Genomic DNA, 21,186 nt, shown 5'->3' with positions numbered 1-21,186 from the left:
GCATGCGAGTACTGGTCACCGGCGGTGCCGGGTTCATCGGGTCCCATGTCGTGCGGGCACTGGAGGCGCACGGGCACGAGCCCGTCGTCTACGACGTCCGGGCCGATCCCGCCTCGGACGTACGCAGCCCCACAGCCGTCCGCCGCGCCCTGACCGGGGTCGACGCCGTGTGCCACCAGGCGGCCATGGTCGGCCTGGGCACCGGCTTCGCGGACGCGGCCGACTACGTCTCCCACAACGACCTCGGCACCGCCGTCCTGCTCACGGCCATGGCCGAGGCGGGTGTACGACGCCTTGTGCTGGCCGGGTCGATGGTGGTGTACGGCGAGGGGCGCTACGCCTGCCCGCGGCACGGGGTGGTACGGCCGGGCCCGCGCACGGTGGCCGACCTTGACGCCGGCCGCTTCGAGCCGCCGTGCCCGGTGTGCGGTGCGGCGCTGTCCCCCGGACTGGTCGGCGAGGACGCCCCGGTCGACCCGCGCAATGTGTACGCGACGACCAAGCTCACCCAGGAACACCTGGCGGCGGCCTGGGCGCGCGCCACGGGCGGCTCTGCGGTGTCGCTGCGCTACCACAACGTGTACGGGCCGGGGATGCCCCGCGACACCCCCTACGCGGGCGTCGCCTCCTTCTTCCGCTCGGCGCTGGCCCGCGGCGAGTCCCCGCGGGTCTTCGAGGACGGCCGTCAGCGGCGGGACTTCGTGCATGTGCGGGACGTGGCCGCGGCCAACGTGGCGGCGCTGGAGGCGGGTTCCGGCGAGGGGGCGCTGACCGCGTACAACACCGGCAGCGGCGAGGTGCACACGGTCGGCGAGATGGCCCGTGCGCTGGCCGCGGCGTACGGCGGCCCGGATCCGGTCGTCACCGGGGAGTACCGGCTCGGCGACGTACGGCACATCACGGCGGACTCGGCGCGGCTGCGGGCCGAGCTGGGCTGGAAGGCCGAGGTGGGCTTCGAGGAGGGCATGCGGGAGTTCGCACGGGCCGGAATGCGGGAGGCATAGGCAACCTCCGGACCGGTGGCGACGACAGACCGGTGGTGCTGCCCGCATTCACGAAGCGGCAGCGGGCAGCACCACCACACACGGGGGCCGCCGGGGAAGCGGGAGTTCACGCGGACGCACTGAGCGTGTCCACGCCTGGACGACGTCGTTGTCGTCGATCATGGCGCTGTTCGCGACAAATCAGTTGAAAGGACCGCAGAATGCTCCGGCGTACCCTCAAGCCCACCCGCACCCGGATCGCCGCCCTGATCGGCGCGCCCGTGGCAGGCGTGTTCCTCCTCGCCCCGTCGGCGGTTGCGGACACGCCGCCGCCCGGCAAGAAGGTCGACAGCGCCCACGTCATCGACAGGGCCTGCAAGCACGCCAGCGAGGACTCCGAGGACGGCGCGGACGGGACCTGCGAGAAGCTCGTCGCACCGCTCCTCTCGCATGCCATCGGCCCCGGGAGTGGTCTCACCTGCCGGGAGATCTCCGCGACCGACATCGAGTGTCGCCCCGAGAGGTGACCCCTCACGCCTCGGCGACGGGGAGGATCACCTCGAAGCGGCAGCCGCCCGGGATGTTGCGGACGGTCGCGCGGCCCTGGTGCGCCTCCACGATGCCCCGCACGATGGCGAGGCCGAGGCCCGCCCCGGCAGGGGGAGTCCGGGCATGCGTGCCCCGCCATCCGGTGTCGAAGACGCGGGGCAGGTCCTCCTCCGGGATGCCGCCGCAGGCGTCCGTCACGGACACGACCACACCGTCCGGCGAGCGCTCCGCGGCGATCGCCACCGTGCCGTCGGCCGGAGTCCGCCGGATGGCGTTGACCAGCAGATTGCCCAGCACCCGGCTCATCTCCCTGCCGTCCACCTCCACCGGCAGGGGCTCGACCCGGTCACCGACCAGCCGTACGCCGTGCTCGCGGGCCAGGGGGTCGGCGCCCGCAAGCGCGTCGCCGACGAGGTCGTAGAGGGACATCCGGCTCGGGCTGAGCGCCAGTGTGCCCGCATGGATGCGGGAGAGTTCGAAGAGGTCGCCGACCATGTCGTTGAGGCGCTCGACCTCGGTGCGGATCTGTCTGAGGTAGCGGTCCGGGTCGGCGGCTACACCGTCCTCCAGCGCCTCGGACATCGCGCGCAGGCCGGCGAGGGGGGTGCGCAGGTCGTGGGAGATCCAGGCGACCAGTTCGCGCCGGGAGGACTCCAGGGCGCGTTCGCGCTCCCGGGACTCGGCGAGTTTGGCGCTGGTGGCCTCCAACTCCCGGCTGAGGGCGGCGAGTTCGGCGGTGGCGGGGCCCGCGGGCGAGGTGAAGTCGCCGCCGTCGCCGAAGGAACGGGCGGCCAGGGTGAGGGCGCGGCTGCGGGCGGCGACCCAGCGGCCCAGCAGCAGGGCGGTGGCCAGGGAGACCACGGCGGCCATGGCGACGACGGTCGTGACGACCTTCAGGTCGTGCCCGGACAGGAACATGGCCTGCGCGACCGCGAGGGTGCCCGCGAGCATCGCGGTGACGGCGACGGCGGCGACCACACCGAGGTGCAGGGCGAGCGAGCGGCGCCGGATCAGCAGCAGCACACAGGCGCCGAGCAGTCCGGCAGCGGCGGCGCCGAGGAAGGCGAACAGGGCGATGAGGAGGTTGTCGTGCATGGTCACGCCTCCGCTCGGGAGACGCCTTCGGTGACGTCCTCGGAGCCGTCGAAGCGGTAGCCGACACCCCACACCGTCTGGATCAGCCGGGGCCTGCCGGGGTCGTCCTCGACCTTGCCGCGCAGCCGCCGTACGTGGACGGTGACGGTCGACAGGTCGCCGAAGTCCCAGCCCCACACCTCGCGCATCAGGTCCTCGCGGCTGTAGACCCGGCCGGGGTGCCGCAGGAAGAAGGCGAGGAGGTCGAACTCCCGGATGGTGAGGGCGAGTTCGGTGCCGTTCTTGAGGGCACGGCGGGACGCCGGATCGACGGAGAGCCCGGCCGCCCGCAGCAGGCCCGACGGCTGGGAGGGCCGGGTGCGGCGCAGCACGGACTCGACACGCAGGACCAGTTCGCGGGGGCTGAACGGCTTGGTGACGTAGTCGTCGGCGCCGACCTCCAGGCCGAGGATGCGGTCGTCCTCGTCGCCGCGTGCGGTGAGCATGATGACCGGCACCGGCCCGCGCCCCCGCATCCGCCGGCACACCTCCAGGCCGTCCATGCCGGGCAGCATCAGGTCGAGGACGACGAGGTCGGGCCAGTGGGCGGCGGCGCGGGCGAGCGCGTCGGGGCCGTCACCGGCCCGGTCCACGACATACCCGGCGCGGTCGAGGTAGCCGGTGACGACCTCTGCGACGGTGGGATCGTCGTCGACGACGAGCACCCGGGCGCCGCCCTGTCCGTACTGCTGCTGCTCCATGGAGCCAGCCTCGCACCGCGCACGCGCGGACGCGCCGCCGGGCTCCTGACGTCCCCGTTTCGTAAGGAGCCGATGCCCGATTTACCCGATTCTCATTCGTAGGGTGAGTGCCGTGACGCCCCCTTCCGACAAAGACGTATCCGGCAAAGACGCATCCGACGTACGAGAACCGGGCGCGACGTCCGTGGACGTCGTACTCCCCTGCCTCGACGAGGCCGAGGCGCTGCCGTGGGTGCTGGAGCGCATCCCGCCAGGCTGGCGCGCGCTCGTCGTGGACAACGGCTCCACCGACGGCTCGGCGGAGATCGCCCGGGCGCTCGGCGCGAGGGTCGTGCGCGAGGCGCGGCGCGGCTTCGGCGCCGCCTGCCACGCCGGTCTGACGGCGGCCACGGCGGACATCGTCTGCTTCTGCGACTGCGACGCCTCGCTGGACCCGGCCGAGCTGGTGCCGTTCGTGGAGCGGATCCGGGCCGGGGAGGCCGACCTGGTGCTGGGCCGGCGGCGGCCGGGGACGCGCGGCGCCTGGCCGTTGCACGCCCGCGCGGGCAACCTCGCCCTCGCCCGTCTCCTCCGCCGCCGCACCGGCCTGCGCCTGCACGACCTGGGCCCGTTGCGGGCCGCCCGCCGCGAGCCGCTGCTGTCCCTGGCCCTCACGGACCGCCGCAGTGGCTACCCCCTGCAGATGGTCGTCCGGGCCGCGGACGCCGGCTGGCGGGTCGCCGAGTACGACGTCCCGTATCTGCCGCGCGCGGGCGCCTCCAAGGTGACCGGCACCTGGCGCGGCACCTGGCAGGCGGTGCGGGACATGAGCCACGTCCTGGCCGAGCCGCCGGTGGCACCGCAGGTACGCGAAGGAGTCCGCCCATGACCCCCCTGCCCACGATCCTGGTCATCGCGAAGGAACCGAGGCCCGGGCGGGTGAAGACCCGGCTGACGCCGCCCTTCACCCCTCACGAGGCAGCTGCACTCGCCGAGGCGGCGCTGGCGGACACCCTGGACGCCGTCGCCCGGACCCCGGCCCACCGCCGGGTCCTGGTCCTGGAGGGCGAGCCGGGCCCCTGGCTGCCGTCCGGCTTCGAGGTCGTACGGCAGTGTCCTGGCGGCCTCGACGAACGCCTGGCCGCCGCCTTCGCGCACTGCACCGGCCCGGCCCTGCTCATCGGCATGGACACGCCCCAGGTGACACCGGAGCTGCTGACCGTCGACTTCGCCGACTGCGACGCGTACTTCGGCCCCGCGGAGGACGGCGGCTTCTGGGCCCTGGGCCTGGCCGCCCCGGACCCGGCCCTCCTCCTCGGCGTCCCGATGTCGACACCCCGCACGGGCGCCGTCCAGCGCGACCGGCTGGCAGGCCTGCGCGTGCGGGACCTGCCTCGCCTACGGGACGTCGACACGGCGTACGACGCCGAACTGGTCGCCCAGACCGCACCCACCGGCCGCTTCGCGACCCGGCTGGCCCACCTGGCGGCGGCGGACCGATGAGCGGCATCCGGCAACTGACAACACGGATCGGACACCAGCCACACCCCGACACGGCTCCCGCCGACCCGCCCACGGAGCCCCCGCCGGCAACGAACCCGGACACCGGCTTCAACGCCCAGGGCTCCCACGAGGCGAGCGCCCCCATGCCCCGCCTCGCGCCGCCCCCTGAGGCCAACCCCTCTCCACCGTCCACCCACCCGGCAAACCCGACCGCCGGCTTCAACACCCCCTGCCCCTCCCACGCGAGCGACAACGCGACCCACCGCAGGCCGACAGCGGACCCCGACAACTCCCCACCGAGCACGAACCCGGCCACCGACTTCACCACCCAGCGGCCCTCCGACCCGAGCAGTTCCGTGATCCACCGCGAGCCGACACCGGACCTCGACAGCCCCCGACCGAACACCCGCCCAACGAACGCGGGCACCGGCTGCAACATCCAGCAGCCCTCCGACCCGGGCGGGCCCGCGGCCCACCGCGAGTCCACCTGGGACCCCGACATCTCCCCACCACACGCCCGCCCAACGAACCCGGGCGCCGGCTTCAGCGCCCAACAGCCCTCCGACCCGAGCGGCCCCACGGCCCACCGCGAGCCGGCCCGGGACGCAGACAACTCCCGGTCAGGCACCCGCCCGGCGGACTCCGGCGTCGGCTTCGGGGGCGTGCGGTCCCTCGCGTCGAGTCGTGTCGCGGTTCGTCGGGGCGCCGGCGCCGGTCCTCGCTCAGCGATCACTCCGGTGGACGACGGCACCTGGTCCGCCGATCCCTACGCCTACGCCCTGCGTACCGGCCGCGGCCCCCTGTTCCTGCGCCGTGCCGACGGCTGGTTGCTTCTGCTGGAGGTCGAGCGGTGGTGCGCGGAGGCCGATGGGGTCGATCTGGAGGTGCTGCGGCGGTGTGAGGGTGCGGTGCTCGACGTGGGGTGCGGGCCCGGGCGGCTGGTCGTCGCGCTGGGTGAGCGGGGGCTGCCGGTGCTCGGGATCGACGTGAGCGAGGCGGCCGTGGCACGCACGGTCTCCCTCGGCGGGCAGGCGCTGCGCCGCTCCGTCTTCGAACCGCTGCCCGCCGAGGGCCGCTGGGGCACCGCACTCCTGCTCGACGGCAACCTCGGCATCGGCGGCGACCCACGCGCCCTGCTGGACCGCATGGCCCAAATCCTCGCCCCCGGCGGCCTGTTGATCGCCGAGACGGTTCCGGACCCGGACGTCGACGAGCGGGTCCGGGTGCATGTCACCGACGCCCGAGGGGCCGCCGGCAGCCCCTTCCCGTGGGCCCGGCTGGGCACGCCGGCCCTGCTGCGGCACGCGCGCCGCGCGGGCTGGCGTGCCGTGGATCAGTGGACGGCGGGAGGCCGCTGTTTCGTCGCCCTGCGCAGCCGCAGCGGGAACAGCACCGCCGTCACCGGCAGCCGCCGGGCGAGAAAGTAGCCATCGGCGGCCACGCCGGTCACGGGGCACTTCGGCCCGCCGCCGGGCCGCCACGCTGCGACACGCACACCACGTCGGCGGCCATACCGCCGATCAGTCGACAGACTGCCGTTTCGACGCCCAGCGCAGCCGCAGCAGGAACAGCACCGCCGTCACCGGCAGCCGCCGGGCGAGAAAGTAGCCATCGGCGGCCACGCCGGTCACAGGGCACTTCGGCCCGCCGCCGGGCCGCCACGCTGCGACACGCACACCACGTCGACGGCCATACCGCCGATCAGTCGACAGACTGCCGTTTCGACGCCCAGCGCAGCCGCAGCAGGAACAGCACCGCCGAACCGCCGAAGAGCACGGCCGTCAGCAGCAGCCAGCGGGGCAGGAAGCGGTCCGCGGGCAGGCCGGTGGCGGACGCGTAGCGTGCCGTCACCTGCCCGCCGATCAGCGGGAACCAGACCAGCAGAAGCAGCAGCGACAGCGCGGCCGGCACCCGGACGTACCCCACCCAGCTGCGCCGCGGGCCCGCCGCCTGCACGAGGGCGCGGTCCGCCGCCGCGTACAGCGGCAGCAGGACCAGGTCGTGCAGCAGCGCCGCGCCCACGATCCACAGCGCGACCCCGAACCAGTCCCCCGCGAGCAGCTGCACCCCCGCATAGGCGGCGAGCGCGAACGAGCAGGCCAGCAGCAGGATCTGGAGCGGGCTGCCGAGCGGCAGCGCGAACCGGGGGCGCCTCATCACAGGTCTCCGAACGTCATCCGCGCCACCCACTTGGTGTTGAGCACACCGGGCGCCGCGGGCACGATGACCCGTGCCGGATGGCCGTGGTCGGGGGTCAGCTCCTCGCCATTGACGAACAGGGCGAGCAGGGAACGCGGGTCGGCGACCTGGTTGGCGCGCAGGGCGGCCCGCCGGAACGCGCCGTGCCGTTGCAGCGACTCCACGAAGACGTCCGGCGGATCGCCCTCGTACCCGACGAGGGCCGCGAGATCCCGCAGCCGCACGCCCCGCCACCACTGGTCGGAGGTCGACCAGCCCTCGACGCAGGCGATGGGCAACGCCGAGCTGTGCAGCGGGAGTCGGAGCAGGTCGGCGCGGCTGAGCCGGACGGTCCGGGACCGCCCGCTGACGGTCAGCCGCCACGCCTCCGCACTCCGCTCCACCGCGCTGATACCGGCGTACGCGGCGGTCTTGTTGATCTGGAAGCCGCCCGGACCGCTGCCCGGGTCGGCGCCCCCATGCGGGGCGAGAACGGCGGACCACCGCAGCCCGTCGAAGTCCTGCCCGACCGTCGTGCCGAACAGCAGCAGCGAGCCGCCTCCGACCAGCCCGAGGGCACCCCGCCGGGAGACGGTCGGGGGGGCGGGGTCAGGAGCCACCAACTCCCGCTCCTCCTCCGTCATCTGAGACGGTTGACGCATACCCCGCACATTGCGCAGGGCCGCCGGGGTCTTCAGCACCGCGTGGGCGACGAACGCGGCGAAGAACACCCACGCCCCGTAGAAGTGCAGCGGGTAGAAGGAGCCCGGGAAGACGTAGTCGAGCTGGACGTTCAGCACGCCGGTGACGAACTCGAACAGGCCGCCGCCGACCAGCAGCAGCAGCGAGATCCGTTCCAGGGCGTGCGCGAGGGAGCGCGCCGGCGGCAGCGTGAACAGCTTCGGCACGACCGACCACAGCTTGGCCAGCAGCACGGGGATCAGCGTGATCCCGAGGGTGACGTGGACGCCCTGCGTCAGCCGGTACAGCCAGTGCGGATCGGTCGGCCAGGAGAAGAGATAGAAGCCGAGGATCCCCTTGTCCGGGGTCTGGTCGTTCACCGGCGACAGGTCCGGGTTGTAGGCCGCGTACGACAGCAGCCCCGTCACGAACAGCACGGTGATGCCGCCGAGCAGGACGATGCCGAGGACCGAGGTGAACCAGGGACCGCGCAGGGGGCTGCGCCAGAAGGAGGGCGAGAAGGGAGTCCGTCTCATGCCCCGACCGTAGGTCCGGACCGGCCCGGAATCGGCTTCGTGAACCATGACGAAACTCTGACGTCCGTTGCATGTCAGCCGTCCGGTGGACGTCCCGCGGCCTAGCGTGTCCGCCGTGAACCGCGACCTCCGCCGAGACCTCTACGCCGCCGCGGCAGCCGCACTGCTCGTCGTGACGGCCGCCGTCATCGGCACCGGAATCGAGCACCGCAACCGCTCCCTCCACGTGCACTGGCCACCGCTGCTGGCGAAATGGGAACCTCACATCGGCCCCGGCACCCCGGCGGCGATCGCCGTCGCGGTGGCCGTAGTGATCTACGGCCCCACGATCGCGGCCCGCCTGCCCTGGCGTCCCCTGCTGTTCGCCGCGTGGGGAGCGGCCATGGCCTGGACGTGGTCCCTCGCCCTGGTCGACGGCTGGTACCGGGGCGTGGCCCAGCGGCTCACCACCCGCAACGAGTACCTCCAGGTCATCGGCCGCTTCCACGACATCCCGCACACCCTGCGGGACTTCACCCAGCACATCGTGAGCGGCCCCCACGACTGGCCGGCCCATGTCGCCGGGCACCCGGCGGGGGCGACCGTCACCTTCGTCCTCCTCGACCGGATCGGCCTCGGCGGGGGAGGCTGGGCCGGCGCCTTCGTCATCACCGTCGGTACGAGCGCGGCGGCCGCGGTCCTGGTCGCCGTACGGGCGCTCGCCGACGAGCAGCTGGCCCGCCGTGCCGCGCCCTTCCTGGTCCTGTTGCCGGGCGCGGTGTGGGTGGGTGCCTCGGCGGACGGCTACTTCACGGGGGTCGCCGCCTGGGCCGTCGCGTTCCTGGCCCTGGCGGTGACGGGACACCGCCCGCGGGCGACCGGCTTCGTCTCGGGCCTTCTCCTCGGGCTGACGGCCTATCTCTCCTACGGCCTCACGCTCTTCGCCCTCATCGCCGCCGCCGTCCTCCTGCTGGGCTCCCGCCGCGCCCGACCGCTCCCCTTCCTGCTGGCGGGACTGGCCGTCGTCCCGGCCGTGTTCACCGCGCTGGGCTTCAACTGGTGGGAGGCTTACCACCTGTTGGTCACGCGCTACTACCAAGGGGTGGGCGGTGTACGGCCGTACTCCTACTGGGTGTGGGCGAACTTCGCCTGCACGGTGTTCATCGTGGGCCCGGCGACGGCGGCGGCGCTGGGGCGCACCGGAGCGGCCCTCGTCGGACGCTCCCCGAGTCCCGCCCTACGCCTGGCCGTTCTCACGACCGCAGCCCTCATCGCCCTCCTGGTCGCCGACGTCTCCGGCATGAGCAAGGCGGAGACGGAGCGCATCTGGCTGCCGTTCGCGGTGTGGCTGCTCCCGGCCTGCGCCTTCCTGACCCGGCCGCGCGCCTGGCTCGCCGCACAGGCGACCTTGGCGCTGCTCGTCAATCATCTGCTGTTCACCTGGTGGTGAGCTCAGGGAAGCGGCTGCTGCGTCCAGATCACCTTGCCGTGCGGCGTGTACCGGGTCCCCCACCGCTCAGTGAGCTGAGCCACCAGGAACAACCCGCGGCCACCCTCGTCCTCCGTGAGAGCGCGCCGCAGCCGCGGCGAGGTACTGCTCCCGTCGGAGACCTCGCACAGCAGCGCCCGATCGCGCATGAGACGCAGCTGCACGGGCCCGGTGGCATGACGGATGGCGTTGGTGACGAGTTCGCTGGCGACCAGCTCGGTCGTGAAGGCGAGCTCGTCCAGCCCCCAGGCGGCGAGCTGTCCGGTGACCGCGGTGCGGGCACGTGAGACGACCGCCGGGTCGCTGGGCAGCACCCACTCGGCAACCCGTTCCCGGCCCAGGACGTGGGTTCGGGCCACCAGCAGCGCCACGTCGTCACTCGGCCGCTCCGCCGACAGCGCGTCGAGGACCGCCTCGCAGGTGTCCTCCGGCGACCGGCCGGGAACGCCCAGGACGCTGCGGAGCCGGTCCAGACCGGAGTCGATGTCCCGCAGCCGGTCCTCCACCAACCCGTCGGTGTAGAGCACGAGTTGGCTGCCCTCGGCCAGTTCCAGCTCGACGGTCTCGAAGGGCATGCCGCCGAGGCCGAGGGGCTGCCCGGGTGGCAGGTCGACGAACTCGACCGTGCCGTCCGGGGCGACGACCGCGGGCAAGGGGTGCCCGGCGCGGGTGAGGGTGCAGCGCCGGGACACCGGATCGTAGACGGCGTAGAGGCAGGTCGCTCCGACGATGCCGGAGTCGGCCTGGGTGCTCTCCACCGCCCAGCCCTCGCCCCGGTCGAGCCGTCCCACCAGGTCGTCGAGGTGGGCGAGGAGGTCGTCGGGCGACAGGTCCAGGGAGCAGAAGTTGTGCACGGCGGTACGCAGCCGGCCCATGGTGGCGGCGGCGTGCAGACCGTGGCCGACGACGTCCCCGACGACCAGGGCGACCCGGGCACCGGACAGCGGGATGACGTCGAACCAGTCGCCGCCGACTCCGGCCTGCGCGGGCAGATAGCGGTAGGCGACCTCGACGGCGCTCTGCTCGGGGCGGCCCTTGGGCAGCAGGCTGCGCTGCAGGGCGAGGGCGGTGTTGTGCTCGCGGGTGTAGCGGCGGGCGTTGTCGATGCAGGTCGCGGCGCGCAGGACCAGCTCCTGGGCGAGGGAGAGGTCGTCGTCCTCGAAGGGCGCGGGCCGCTCGGAGCGGTAGAAGCTGACCACGCCGAGCGTGGTGCCGCGGGCCCGCAGCGGCACGGTGATCAGGGAGTGGACGCCCGCCGCGAGCACCCGCTCCATCCGCTCGGGATCCTGCGCGATCCAGCCGCCCGCCGCCGCCAGGACGGGCTCCATGACGGACTGCGTGAGCTCCAGGCAGCGGGCCTGCGGGGTGGACGGGACGTACTCGACGGAGTCTCCGACGTCGTACAGGTTCGCGGGCTGCTTGCGTACGGAACGGATGGCGACCCGGCGCAGTGCCGTCCGGCCGCCGAGCGCCACCGGCTCCTCGCCGCGCAGCACCGCGTCGGGCAGGTCGACGGCGACGAAGTCGGCGAACCGGGGCACGGTCACCTCGGCGAGTTCCTCCGCGGTGCGGGTGACGTCGAGGGTGGTGCCGATCCGCAGCCCCGCGTCATGGAGCAACTCCAGCCGCCTGCGCGCGAGTACGGCCAGCCGGCCGACCCCGGGTTCCCCGACGAGCAGCAGCCGGCTCTCGGCGCCGTCGAGGATGTCGCCGACGGTTTCGGCGGGCTGTGGCACCGGAGGCTGGGGCGGAGGCACGACGGCTCGTACGACGACGGCGGGCCGGGACACCGTCGGGGCTGTCGCCTCGCGCGCGGCCACCGGCGCCCCGTTCGGCCCGGGGGTCGCCACCGGCACCGGCCCGGCGACCGGTGGCGACGTCGGCAGCCCGAGGCCGCTCAGCCGTGGCCCGCCCAGGATGCGCGCCTCCACGGCGACGCCCGTCTCCCCGGCCTCGCCCATCACCTGACGCCGCAGCAGCGTGGCGATACGGCCGCCCGAGAGCGGAACCTCGTCGAGGGTGCGGCCCGGCGAGGCGATGAGTTCCTCGGCCCGCTCGCGCAGTACGGCCAGGTCGACCCGGCCGAGGCCGTCGCCGTCGTGCCCGTCGCCGTCGACCGGCGCCGAGGGGACGGCCGGCCGTGCCGTTCCGCGCACATGGAGGGCGGCCCGCCGGTAGGCGGCGAGGAGTGCGCGTTCCCGTTCCGTGGCCTGTTCGAGGAGGCGGCCCTCGATGTCCCGGGCGGCCGCCCGGACCAGCCGCAGCATGGTGATGTCGCCGTCGTCGCGCAGGCAGGTGAGGTCCAGGACGGCCTCGATGCGGCCGCTCAGCGGGTTGCGAACGGGTGAGCCGGCGCAGGCGAAGGGCTGCAGACAGTCGGCGAAGTGCTCACGGCCGACGACATAGATCGGGCCGCGCTCGGCGAGGGCGGTGCCGACGCCGTTGGTGCCGACCACCGGCTCGGAGGCGTCGAAGCCCGGGGCGAAGTTCACCTCGTCCAGCCGGTCGCGCAGCTGCCGGTCGCCGTCGAGACGCCGCACCATGCGGCCCCGCGCGTCGCACAGCGCGATCGACATGCCCATTTCCGCCAGGGAGGCGCCCAGTTTCGTCAGCACGGGGTCGGCCGCGCGCAGGAACCGTTCGTCCAGCGTCAGGCCCTGCTCGTAGGGGACCAGCAGTTGGCCGGGTTCGAGCCCCGCGGATCGGCAGCGCTTCCAGGATTCGAGTACCGAACCCCGGACGTCCGCCTCGACCCGCGCACCCGCCAGGAAACGTTCGTGGGCATCGACGAGTCCGCCGATGTCGTCCCAGGCGACGGACACCGAGATCACTTCCTCACCTGGAGCAGGCCCGGTCGCGCGCCGCCGATCGGTACGCCCGGGCGTGGTCCTCCAAGCGCCTTCACCCTAGCTCCGCTGTGACCCACACCACAACATCAGGCCCTCACGGAGACAGCAGGGGCACCCTTCGCCACCGGCGCACATCCCCTGGCGGTGGCACTGCCCCCTAGGGGCTCGGGGCTGTGACATGAGCGGCTCCGCCGCGGGGCGCGTTCAACCCCAACCGACCCGCAGCCGACCACAACACCAATAAAAGGAGTTCTCAACTGGCCGTACGCCGAATCCGCCCGGCGTACCGCTTCTCCAGCTCCAGGTTCCCCTCGAACCCACCGGGCACATTGGCCGACACATACACGGGCGGCCGCTCACCGGCGGCAAGCAACAGCTTCGAAGCCTCGGCGACGGCCATCTGGACCAACATCACCCCGGTGAGGGTGGACAGCGCACAAACCGCCCCGCCCCCCGGAAGCCCCAGCAACGCGTCCCCCCGCGGCGCCCGATTGTCCAGCACCACATCGGCCAGATCGGCGAGCTTCTTCCCGCTCGGGTGTCCGGCGGGGACGGCCCTGGTGTGCGTGAGGGAGGTGATCGCCAGAACCCGGTGCCCCCGCTCCTTGGCGGCCAGCGCCATCTCGACGATCACGTTGTTGACGCCGGAGTTGGAGATGATCACGAAAAGGTCCTGGGGGCTCGGCGCCGCAAGGTGGTAGAGCCGCTCGGCCACACCGGGCTCGCGCTCCAGGAGCGGATCGTCGAGAACGCTCGGGGCGTCGCCGCCGTACAGGACGAGGTCGGCGATCTGGAGCCGGTTGGTGGGGACCAGACCGCCCGCCCGGCCCGCGACTTCGAGGACCATCGCCTGGGAGTGGCCGGTGCCGAAGGCCTGGATCACGCCGTCCGAGCGGACGCAGTCGGCGATCAGTCCGGCGGCGCCCGCCACCTCCTCGCGTGCGGACTCGGTGAGGTTCGCCAGGACGGCCAGGCTCTCCCGTGCGAAGCCCTCGGCGCTCACAGACTCGACGGACACACGACACTCCCCACTGGTGGATTGAACCACCCCATCCGACTCTATAGATGAATCAATAAATCACATGCGCCATGCAGCGAGCAATGCGCGGGCCGATGCATGAACATGGCTCGTCTTTGTGGTCCTGGTATTCAATCCATCCGCCTGTGGGTGGCTGGTACCTTCTCTTCATGCCCTCGACGGACGTCACCACACTGATCCGCACCGAGCTTCCCCGGCTGGCCGGATCCCTTCGCAAGGTCGGCGAGCTGATCCTGGAGGATCCGGCCGCCGTGACCCACTGCTCGGCCGCCGAACTGGGCCGCCGCACCGGCACCTCACAGGCCACGGTGACCCGCTTCTGCCGCGCCATCGGGCTCGACTCCTACCAGCACCTGCTGATCGAGCTGGCCCAGGAGCGCGGCCGCGGCGAGGTCTCCGACTGGGGCTCCGCCGAGATCGGGCCGGACATCTCACCGGACGACAGCCTGGAGCGGGTCGTCCAGGTCGTCGGCAGCGCCGACCTGCGGGCGATCCAGCAGACCATCGACCGGATCGACCTCGACGCCGTCGAGCGCGCGGCCCAGGCGCTGGCCAAGGCCCGGCGGATCGACGTGTACGGCGTCGGCGGCAGCGGCACGGTGGCGCAGGAGACCGAGACCCGGCTGTTCCGCATCGGCTGCGCGGTCCGCGGCTGGACCGAGGTGCACGGCGCGGCCACCTCCGCGGCCCTGCTCACGCCTGCCGACGTGGCCATCGGCATCTCCCACTCCGGCGCCACCCGCGAGACCCTGGAACCGTTCGAGATGGCCAAGGAGCGCGGCGCCACCACCGTCGCGATCACCACCGACCCGCGCTCACCGCTCGCCCGGGCCGCCGACATCCGGCTCATCTCGGCCACCTCGGAGACCAGCTTCCGTACGGGCAGCATCGGCGGCCGCCACTCGGTCCTGATGATCGTCGACTGCCTCTACGTCCGGGTCGGCCAGCTCTCCTACCAGCGGGCCAGCGCCTCACTCGCCCTCACCGACCACATCGCCCCGCAGCACGCGGTGAAGTCGCGCCGGACGAGGTGAAACCGGACACGACTGCATGGATGAACCACCGAGAATGCGTGAAGGTGGTTGTTTGAATCATCCCGGCGGTGCCAGGATGGGGCTCCCCCGAGCATTCTCGTAGGAGACCCATGCGCGTCACCTCTGCCGAGTCGACCGAGCTCTTCGTCGGGACCGCCGAGCATCCGCGCCAGGTGATGGCCGTAGAGCTGAGCCACGCCCCGGGCCGCACGGTCCGCATCACCGTCGCCGGCCCGGGCGTCTTGGGGACGACGGTCGCGACGACGGGCGACGACGGCACGGTCCGCGCCGAGACAGCCGTGACGACCGACCTCGCCCCCGGCGCCGGCACCCATGTCACGGTCACCGCCGAGGATGCCGGCGACCCCGCGCAGACCGGTGCGCTCACGGTCCCCTTCACGGCCGCGGAGCCCGGCTGGACCATGTTCATGGTCAGCCACTTCCACTACGACCCCGTGTGGTGGAACACCCAGGCCGCCTACACCGAGACCTGGGACGTCGCCGACGACCCGGCCTCCACCGGACTGCCCGCCCGGACCTTCGACTCGCGCGGCCAGTCCGGGATGAGCCTGGTCCGCGCCCACTGCGACCTGGCCCGCCGCGACCCGGCGTACACCTTCGTGCTCGCCGAGGTCGACTACCTCAAGCCGTACTGGGACTCCTTCCCGGAGGAGCGCGCCTTCCTGCGGGAGCTGATCCGCACCGGCCGCGTCGAGATCATGGGCGGCACCTACAACGAGCCCAACACCAACCTCACCGGCGCCGAGGCCACCGTACGCAACGCTCTGTACGGCGACGGGTTCCAGCGGGGGATCATGGGCTCGTCGCCGGAGACGGCCTGGCAACTGGACGCGTTCGGGCACGATCCGCAGTTCCCGGGGCTGATGGCGGACGCGGGGATCAGCTCCAGTTCGTGGGCGCGCGGGCCGTTCCACCAGTGGGGGCCGACGCTCTCCGTCTTCGGCGAGGAGCCGCGCGACCCCGGGCGGATGCAGTTCCCGGCCGAGTTCAGCTGGATCGCCCCGTCGGGTCGCGGGCTGCTGACGGCCTACATGGTCAACCACTACGGCGCCGGCTGGGCGATCGACAACGCGCCCACCCTGCCGGCGGCGGAGGCGGCCGCCCTCAAGCTGTTCCGGGGTTTGAGGTCGGTCGCCCTCACGCGCAACGTGCTGCTCCCGGTCGGCGGCGACTACGCGCCGCCGTGCCGCTGGGTGATGGACATCCACCGGGACTGGAACGCCCGTTACGTCTGGCCGCGCTTCATCAGCGGCACACCGCGCGACTTCTTCGCCGCGGTGCGCGCCGAGCTCGACGCGGAGGGCCGCAAGGCGTCCCCGCAGACGCGGGACATGAACCCGGTCTACACCGGCAAGGACGTCTCCTACATCGACACCAAGCAGGCCCAGCGGTACGGCGAGACGCTGCTCGCCGACGCGGAGGCCTGGGCGACGCTCGCCTCGCTGGTCACCGGGCATCCGTACCCGGACGCGGCGCTCGACAAGGCCTGGCGGCAGCTGATCTACGGAGCCCACCACGACGCCATCACGGGTTCCGAGTCCGACCAGGTCTACATCGACCTGATGACCGGCTGGCGCGAGCTGGCCGACCTGGCCGAGACCGTGCACGCCGACGCCACACAGGCACTGGCCGACCGGGTCACCCCGGGCGAGGGCGCCGACCTGGTCGTCTTCAACTCCGCGACCTGGCAGCGGCGGGACGTCCTCACGGTCGACGACCCGGGAGTCGTCCCCGCGGTCCGCGAGAACGGGCAACTCCACATCGTCGTACCGGAGTTGCCCGGCATGGGACTCAAGGCCCTCCCCCTCACCGATGGCACCGCCCCCGAGTGGGTGCCCGGGGAGGGCGCCACCGTCCGCAACGAGTTCTACGAGGTCACCGTCGACCCGGCGCGCGGCGGCGGCGTCAGCAGCCTGCGCGCGCTCGTCGAGGGCGGCCGGGAGCTGCTGCGCGCCGGGGACATCGGCAACGAGCTCGTCGTGCAGGAGGAGTACCCCAGGCACCCGCGGTTCGGCGAGGGGCCCTGGCACCTCACGCCGACGGGTACGACGGTGGCGCGCGGCGGAAACGTGACAGCTTCCGTGGAAGTGACACATTCTCCGGCGGGGTCCCGGATCACCGTCCGCGGCGACCTCGGCCTGTTCCGCTACACCCAGCGCCTGACGCTGTGGACCGGCGTTCCACGCGTCGACGTGACGACCACCGTCGACGGCTACGACGGCGCCGACCGGCTGATCCGGGTGCGCTGGCCGTCCGACGTGCAGGGCGGGCTGCCGGTGCACGAGGTGGCGGACGCGGTGATCGGGCGTGGGTTCGGCTTCGTCGACGTGGACAGCGAGGAGTTCCCGTGGACGCTGGACAACCCGGCCAACACCTGGTTCGGGCTCGGGTCGACTGCGCGGGTCGAACTGCGCGACGACACGGGCGCGTTGCTCGGCCGCCGGTCGATCGGGGTCGCCGAGCTGGTGTACGCCTCCTGGGACGAGGCCGGTGAGCTGGGGACGCCGCTCGCGGCCGCCCTGGTGCGCGCCGGGGTCACGGCGACCTCGACGATCGCCGAGGGCCCGCGCTACGGCGACCTGGAGGTCGACTCCAACCTGCCCGACATCCGGATCGCCGTCGGCGGCCCGGACCGCAACTCCCTCGTCGCCGAGGCGCTGGGCTGGGATCCGGCGGCCGGGCGCGAGCTGCACCGGCAGCTCGCCGAGGGCGGCGTGGCCGCTGTCTGGGTCGCGCCGCGCGCCTCACTGCGCGAGGAGTGGGTGCCCGGGGCCGACCTGCGGGACCTCGAACGGCTGCCGCTGCTGGTGGTGGCGGGCGCCGACGCGGCGGGCGACGCGAAGGCGGTCGACGCACTGATCGCCGACCTGGACGACGCGACCGTCACGGCGACGGCGGCCGGCGGTGGCGAGGCCCTGCCGCCGGGCGACGCCTGGGACGGGCGCGGCTTCGCCGTCCTCAACCGCGGCACGCCGGGCTGTGTCGTCACCTCCTCCGGCGACCTCTACATGTCACTGATGCGCTCCTGCACGGGCTGGCCCTCCGGTATCTGGGTCGACCCGCCCCGCCGCACGGCGCCCGACGGCTCGGGCTTCCAGCTCCAACGCTGGTCCCACACCTTCGAGTACGCGGTGGTGGGCGGCGAGGGCGACTGGCGCGAGCAGCAACTGCCCCGCGTGGGGCATGAGTTCAACCACCCGCTGAGCGCCCGTGTGCGCCGGGCATCGGAAGCGGCTTGCCTACCAAGGGAGTTGAGCCTGCTGCGCCTGGAACCGGCGGGTGAGGTGCTGCTCGACGCCCTCAAGCCGGCCGGTTCGCCGCTCGCCCGCGGGAGCGTGGCACCGGCGGACCCACAGCGCGGGGTCGTCGTGCGGATGCACGAGGTCAACGGCCGTCCGGTACGGGCGCGCGTGCACGGGCCGCGGCCCTGGACGCGGGGCGCCCGCACCGACGTACTGGAAACACCCGGGGAGCAACTGGCGCCGGACGAACAGGGAGCGCTCCCCACCGGCCTGACGGGGTTCGAGGTCGCGACGGTCCTGGCCACGCCCACCGAGGGCATCCGCGTTCCCTACGACCCCGGAGTCGCCGCCCACGAGCCCGCCCAGCCGGTCCACACCCGCTACTGGCTCCACAACTCCGGCCCCGCACCCCGCGGCAACATGCCGGTCGCGGTGTACATCTCACCGACGACGCTCACCGCCTCCGACGGCCCCTTCAACGCGACCGTCCGCATCTCCTCGGAGGTCACCGACGCCCCCGTCTCGGGCACGGTGGCCGTCGAGTCCCCGCCCGGCTGGTCCGTTGAGCCCGCCGCACTGCCGTACGCCCTGGCCCCCGGCGGCTTCACCCTCACCGAGGTCACGGTGACGCCGCCGCCCGACGCACCAGCCGGCCGACACTGGCTGGCGGCACGGCTGTCGTACGAGGGGCAGACGTACGAGGACGTCGTGGCCGTCGACGTACCGGGCGAACCGGCTGGGCCAACTCTGCTGACGGATCTGGGAGTTGACCGGATCACGGTCAGGAGCGGCGAACGCGCCCACGTCCCGGTGACCCTGCACAACACCACCCACGGCCCCGTCAACGGCACCCTCTGGGCGGTCTCCTCCTGGGGCACCTGGCCCGGGGTCACCCCTGGCTGCCAGGGCTTCACGATCGCGGCCGGGCAACAACTGGACTGCACGATCGACGTGAACGGCGCCGCGCTAACACCGGGCTCGTACTGGCTGCTGGCAAAGCTCGCCTGGCACGGCCGGGTGGCCTACACGAAGGCCGTAGAGCTGGAGGTAACGCCATGACGGAGCCCGCGGCCGTAGTACAGGGCGAGCCGGTCCCCAAGAACCGCGTGGACGCTTTCCTGGAGACGGTGCCAGAGCGCCCCCTCAGGGGCGCGGGGCTGCATTCATCAGCGGCTCCGCCGCGGGGCGCGACCAGCCACGACGGCGAGTCGGTCAACCACCGACATTACGCGGCACTATCCGCCCCGGCCCGCGCGGAGCGCCAACGCAGACGCTGGGCCACGCAGGTGGTCGTCGCCGACGAACTGGCCCGCAGGGCCGTAGCGGAACGGGGCCTGCCCCCGGTGGCAGAGGCGTCCCCGACACAGCTGCTGGCCGTGGCCGAAAACGACGTCGCAGACCTCGGCAGCATCGTCGCAGCCGCCCTCACCCACTCCCCCGCCGCCCGCACCCTCCTCACCGAACTCGAGGCCGAGCAGCACATCCCCGAGGAAGCCGTACAGGACTACTACGACCGCAACCGGGACCGCTTCCTCACCCCGGACGCCCTACGGCGGGGAGTCGACCCGTTCGGACGGAGGGCGGCGCCCGCGGACTTCCTGCCGTACGAACAGGCCCGCGAGGGCATCGCGCGGGACCTGCGCCGCGCCGCAGGCCGACGTGCCTTCTTCGCCTGGTTCGACCAGGCACGGGCCGACGTGGTGTACGCCGCGGGGCACGAGCACCCCGGCGACCCCACGCACCCGGACCACGAGCACCGCCACTGAGTCATCGGCGGAACCACGGGCGGAACCGAAACGCAACACGGGAAACCATTGACCTCCGATGAATTCTGGTCCACCTTTTCATCAATCGGAGTCGAAGTTGGTTGATTGAACCAGTCTCTCGGCTGGTCCCAGGAGGGTGGACATGCGCGCTGGAAGACTCACCGCATCCGTGGCGGGAATCATCGCCCTGACGCTGACGGCGGCCGGCTGCGGCCTGTCCGGCGGCGGATCCGGCGGCGGGGACGGCACCGCCGGGGGCTGCAAGGTCGACAAGGGCAACGTCGGCTCGGGCAAGCTGACAGGTGACGTCGCGGGCCAGATCACCTTCCAGACGACGAACCTGAAGAAGGACTTCGGGAGCTTCTTCAACGGGGTGATCGCCTCCTTCGAGAAGGCGCACCCCGGCGCCAAGGTCAAGTGGATCGACGACCCGGGCGACAACACCTTCACCCAGCGGACCGTCGCCGACGCCCAGGCCTGTACGTTGCCGGACGTCATCAACGTCAACGCCCCGACCGCGACCGCCCTCACCAAGGCCGGCTACCTGCTGAACCTGAGCGTGAAGGATCCGCAGGTCGCGAAGCCGTTCGTGCCGTCTTTCTGGAAGTCCGCCACCTTCAAGGACGCCTCCGGCTCGGCGATCCACACCACGCTCCCCTGGTACACCGGCGGCGTCCTGCTGACGTACAACAAGGACCTGCTGAACAAGGCGGGCATCGACCCGGCGAAGCCGCCGACGACGCTGTTCGGCCTGTTCGCCGACTACGAGAAGGTCGCCAAGGCGGGCAAGGGCAAGTTCTACGCGACGATGGCCAACCCGATCTGGCGGATACCGTCGGACTTCGACCAGATGAACATCAAGACGCTCTCTGCGGACGGCAGGTCCGCCGTCTTCGCCGATGATCCGAGGACCACCCAGTGGGTGGCCTGGATGGCGAAGCTGTACAAGGAGGGCGCGATGCCGAAGGACTCGCTGTCCTCCAGCAACGACCCGTCCACGCTGTACAGCCAGGGCAAGGTCGCCTACGGCTCGACGAACCCGAGTTTCGTGCGCTTCGTGAAGCAGAACAGCCCGTCGATCTACGCCAGGACGGCCGTGGGCCAGCAGCCCTACGACGCGCTCGGCCGCGCCTCCGCCGGTGCCCCGCAGTACATCTCGGTCGCGGCGACCAGCAAGCACGCGCCGGTGGCGCTCGCCTTCGCCGAGTACCTCACCAACGCCGAGAACCAGACGGCCTGGTGCAAGGACCCCAACGTGGTGATCTTCCCGACGACCACGGACTCGCTGAACGACCCGTTCTTCCAGAACGTCACCGGCAGCGACCCGTTCTCCCAGGCCCGCAAGCTGGTCGCCGACCAGCTCAAGACGGCCGACACCAACCAGACCAATCTCTCCCCGGCCGTGCAGAACGCGATCGTGGGGCAGGTGCAGCTGGCCATGCAGGGCAAGAAGAGCCCCGCGCAGGCCGTCAAGGACGCCCAGGCGAAGGCGAACGAGCTGCTGAAGCAGGCGGGCTGAGCGT

General features: G+C 72.5%; 16 protein-coding genes. 10 read left to right on the top strand and 6 right to left on the bottom strand.

Annotated elements, in window-relative coordinates; all coding sequences use genetic code 11:
• Nucleotides 1-2 precede the first annotated feature (2 nt).
• On the top strand, nt 3-1,004 hold the full coding sequence (locus tag ACFY1E_RS27850; protein ID WP_389080349.1) for an NAD-dependent epimerase/dehydratase family protein: 1,002 nt from the start codon (nt 3-5) through the stop codon (nt 1,002-1,004).
• A gap of 200 nt (nt 1,005-1,204) precedes the next feature.
• Entirely contained in the window at nt 1,205-1,510 is a 306-nt protein-coding gene (locus ACFY1E_RS27845; RefSeq protein ID WP_389080348.1) for a hypothetical protein, read from the top strand.
• A gap of 4 nt (nt 1,511-1,514) precedes the next feature.
• Here the strand turns inward: ACFY1E_RS27845 and ACFY1E_RS27840 are convergent, their stop codons facing one another.
• Together ACFY1E_RS27840 and ACFY1E_RS27835 are read right to left on the bottom strand one after the other, a co-directional pair.
• Nucleotides 1,515-2,627, bottom strand: coding sequence for a sensor histidine kinase (locus ACFY1E_RS27840; protein ID WP_389080346.1), 1,113 nt, complete (start codon nt 2,625-2,627; stop codon nt 1,515-1,517).
• Between the two features lie 2 nt (nt 2,628-2,629).
• On the bottom strand, nt 2,630-3,367 hold the full coding sequence (locus ACFY1E_RS27835) for a response regulator transcription factor (protein WP_389080345.1): 738 nt from the start codon (nt 3,365-3,367) through the stop codon (nt 2,630-2,632).
• A gap of 184 nt (nt 3,368-3,551) precedes the next feature.
• Between ACFY1E_RS27835 and ACFY1E_RS27830 the strand changes: the two genes are divergently transcribed.
• The 3 genes from ACFY1E_RS27830 (at nt 3,552) to ACFY1E_RS27820 (ending at nt 6,276) form a co-directional block, all read left to right on the top strand.
• Nucleotides 3,552-4,235, top strand: a complete 684-nt coding sequence (locus ACFY1E_RS27830) for a glycosyltransferase family 2 protein (RefSeq protein ID WP_389080541.1) — start codon at nt 3,552-3,554, stop codon at nt 4,233-4,235.
• A 5-nt stretch (nt 4,236-4,240) separates the two neighbouring features.
• A complete protein-coding gene (locus ACFY1E_RS27825; protein WP_389080540.1) occupies nt 4,241-4,849 on the top strand; it encodes a DUF2064 domain-containing protein in 609 nt (202 codons plus the stop codon).
• A 728-nt stretch (nt 4,850-5,577) separates the two neighbouring features.
• Nucleotides 5,578-6,276: a methyltransferase domain-containing protein gene (locus ACFY1E_RS27820; RefSeq protein ID WP_389080538.1), complete on the top strand. Its 699-nt coding sequence runs from the start codon at nt 5,578-5,580 to the stop codon at nt 6,274-6,276.
• Nucleotides 6,277-6,550: 274 nt separating this feature from the next.
• Here ACFY1E_RS27820 and ACFY1E_RS27815 read toward each other — a convergent pair whose 3' ends face one another.
• Together ACFY1E_RS27815 and ACFY1E_RS27810 are read right to left on the bottom strand one after the other, a co-directional pair.
• Complete coding sequence (locus ACFY1E_RS27815) at nt 6,551-7,006, bottom strand: hypothetical protein (protein WP_389080344.1); 456 nt, start codon at nt 7,004-7,006, stop codon at nt 6,551-6,553.
• Nucleotides 7,006-8,244 carry a molybdopterin-dependent oxidoreductase gene (locus tag ACFY1E_RS27810; protein WP_389080343.1) on the bottom strand — a complete coding sequence of 413 codons (1,239 nt, stop codon included), beginning with the start codon at nt 8,242-8,244 and terminating at the stop codon, nt 7,006-7,008. The genes ACFY1E_RS27815 and ACFY1E_RS27810 overlap by 1 nt, the downstream gene beginning before the upstream one ends.
• A 115-nt stretch (nt 8,245-8,359) precedes the next feature.
• On the opposite strand from ACFY1E_RS27810, the gene ACFY1E_RS27805 reads away from it, so the two are divergent.
• Nucleotides 8,360-9,673: a hypothetical protein gene (locus ACFY1E_RS27805; RefSeq protein ID WP_389080341.1), complete on the top strand. Its 1,314-nt coding sequence runs from the start codon at nt 8,360-8,362 to the stop codon at nt 9,671-9,673.
• 2 nt (nt 9,674-9,675) lie between these two features.
• Here the strand turns inward: ACFY1E_RS27805 and ACFY1E_RS27800 are convergent, their stop codons facing one another.
• Together ACFY1E_RS27800 and ACFY1E_RS27795 are read right to left on the bottom strand one after the other, a co-directional pair.
• A complete protein-coding gene (locus ACFY1E_RS27800; protein ID WP_389080340.1) occupies nt 9,676-12,543 on the bottom strand; it encodes a SpoIIE family protein phosphatase in 2,868 nt (955 codons plus the stop codon).
• A 271-nt stretch (nt 12,544-12,814) separates the two neighbouring features.
• Nucleotides 12,815-13,579: a sugar isomerase domain-containing protein gene (locus tag ACFY1E_RS27795; protein WP_389080338.1), complete on the bottom strand. Its 765-nt coding sequence runs from the start codon at nt 13,577-13,579 to the stop codon at nt 12,815-12,817.
• Between the two features lie 170 nt (nt 13,580-13,749).
• Between ACFY1E_RS27795 and ACFY1E_RS27790 the strand changes: the two genes are divergently transcribed.
• From ACFY1E_RS27790 to ACFY1E_RS27775, 4 genes are all read left to right on the top strand, one after another.
• Nucleotides 13,750-14,634, top strand: a complete 885-nt coding sequence (locus tag ACFY1E_RS27790) for a MurR/RpiR family transcriptional regulator (RefSeq protein ID WP_123968103.1) — start codon at nt 13,750-13,752, stop codon at nt 14,632-14,634.
• A 110-nt stretch (nt 14,635-14,744) separates the two neighbouring features.
• The gene (locus tag ACFY1E_RS27785) at nt 14,745-18,956 is read left to right on the top strand and encodes an NEW3 domain-containing protein (protein ID WP_389080336.1); all 4,212 of its coding nucleotides are present in this window, start codon (nt 14,745-14,747) and stop codon (nt 18,954-18,956) included.
• Nucleotides 18,953-19,663: a peptidyl-prolyl cis-trans isomerase gene (locus ACFY1E_RS27780; RefSeq protein ID WP_389080335.1), complete on the top strand. Its 711-nt coding sequence runs from the start codon at nt 18,953-18,955 to the stop codon at nt 19,661-19,663. Before ACFY1E_RS27785 ends, ACFY1E_RS27780 begins: the two co-directional genes overlap by 4 nt.
• Before the next feature lie 142 nt (nt 19,664-19,805).
• Nucleotides 19,806-21,182, top strand: a complete 1,377-nt coding sequence (locus tag ACFY1E_RS27775) for an extracellular solute-binding protein (protein ID WP_389080333.1) — start codon at nt 19,806-19,808, stop codon at nt 21,180-21,182.
• The last annotated feature ends 4 nt before the right edge of the window (nt 21,183-21,186 follow it).

The organism is Streptomyces sp. NPDC001604, from assembly GCF_042893475.1.
Classification (GTDB): Bacteria; Actinomycetota; Actinomycetes; order Streptomycetales; family Streptomycetaceae; genus Streptomyces.
Note: the sequence above shows the minus strand (reverse complement) of the source record. Positions and strands in the feature narration are given on the sequence as shown.

What these genes read in the sequence shown, in the direction of transcription:
- ACFY1E_RS27775 (WP_389080333.1), top strand. Translation starts at nt 19,806, where the DNA reads ATGCGCGCTGGAAGACTCACCGCATCCGTGGCGGGAATCATCGCCCTG.
- ACFY1E_RS27835 (WP_389080345.1), bottom strand. Translation starts at nt 3,367, where the DNA reads ATGGAGCAGCAGCAGTACGGACAGGGCGGCGCCCGGGTGCTCGTCGTC.
- ACFY1E_RS27815 (WP_389080344.1), bottom strand. Translation starts at nt 7,006, where the DNA reads ATGAGGCGCCCCCGGTTCGCGCTGCCGCTCGGCAGCCCGCTCCAGATC.
- ACFY1E_RS27845 (WP_389080348.1), top strand. Translation starts at nt 1,205, where the DNA reads ATGCTCCGGCGTACCCTCAAGCCCACCCGCACCCGGATCGCCGCCCTG.
- ACFY1E_RS27840 (WP_389080346.1), bottom strand. Translation starts at nt 2,627, where the DNA reads ATGCACGACAACCTCCTCATCGCCCTGTTCGCCTTCCTCGGCGCCGCC.
- ACFY1E_RS27810 (WP_389080343.1), bottom strand. Translation starts at nt 8,244, where the DNA reads ATGAGACGGACTCCCTTCTCGCCCTCCTTCTGGCGCAGCCCCCTGCGC.
- ACFY1E_RS27850 (WP_389080349.1), top strand. Translation starts at nt 3, where the DNA reads ATGCGAGTACTGGTCACCGGCGGTGCCGGGTTCATCGGGTCCCATGTC.
- ACFY1E_RS27780 (WP_389080335.1), top strand. Translation starts at nt 18,953, where the DNA reads ATGACGGAGCCCGCGGCCGTAGTACAGGGCGAGCCGGTCCCCAAGAAC.
- ACFY1E_RS27790 (WP_123968103.1), top strand. Translation starts at nt 13,750, where the DNA reads ATGCCCTCGACGGACGTCACCACACTGATCCGCACCGAGCTTCCCCGG.
- ACFY1E_RS27785 (WP_389080336.1), top strand. Translation starts at nt 14,745, where the DNA reads ATGCGCGTCACCTCTGCCGAGTCGACCGAGCTCTTCGTCGGGACCGCC.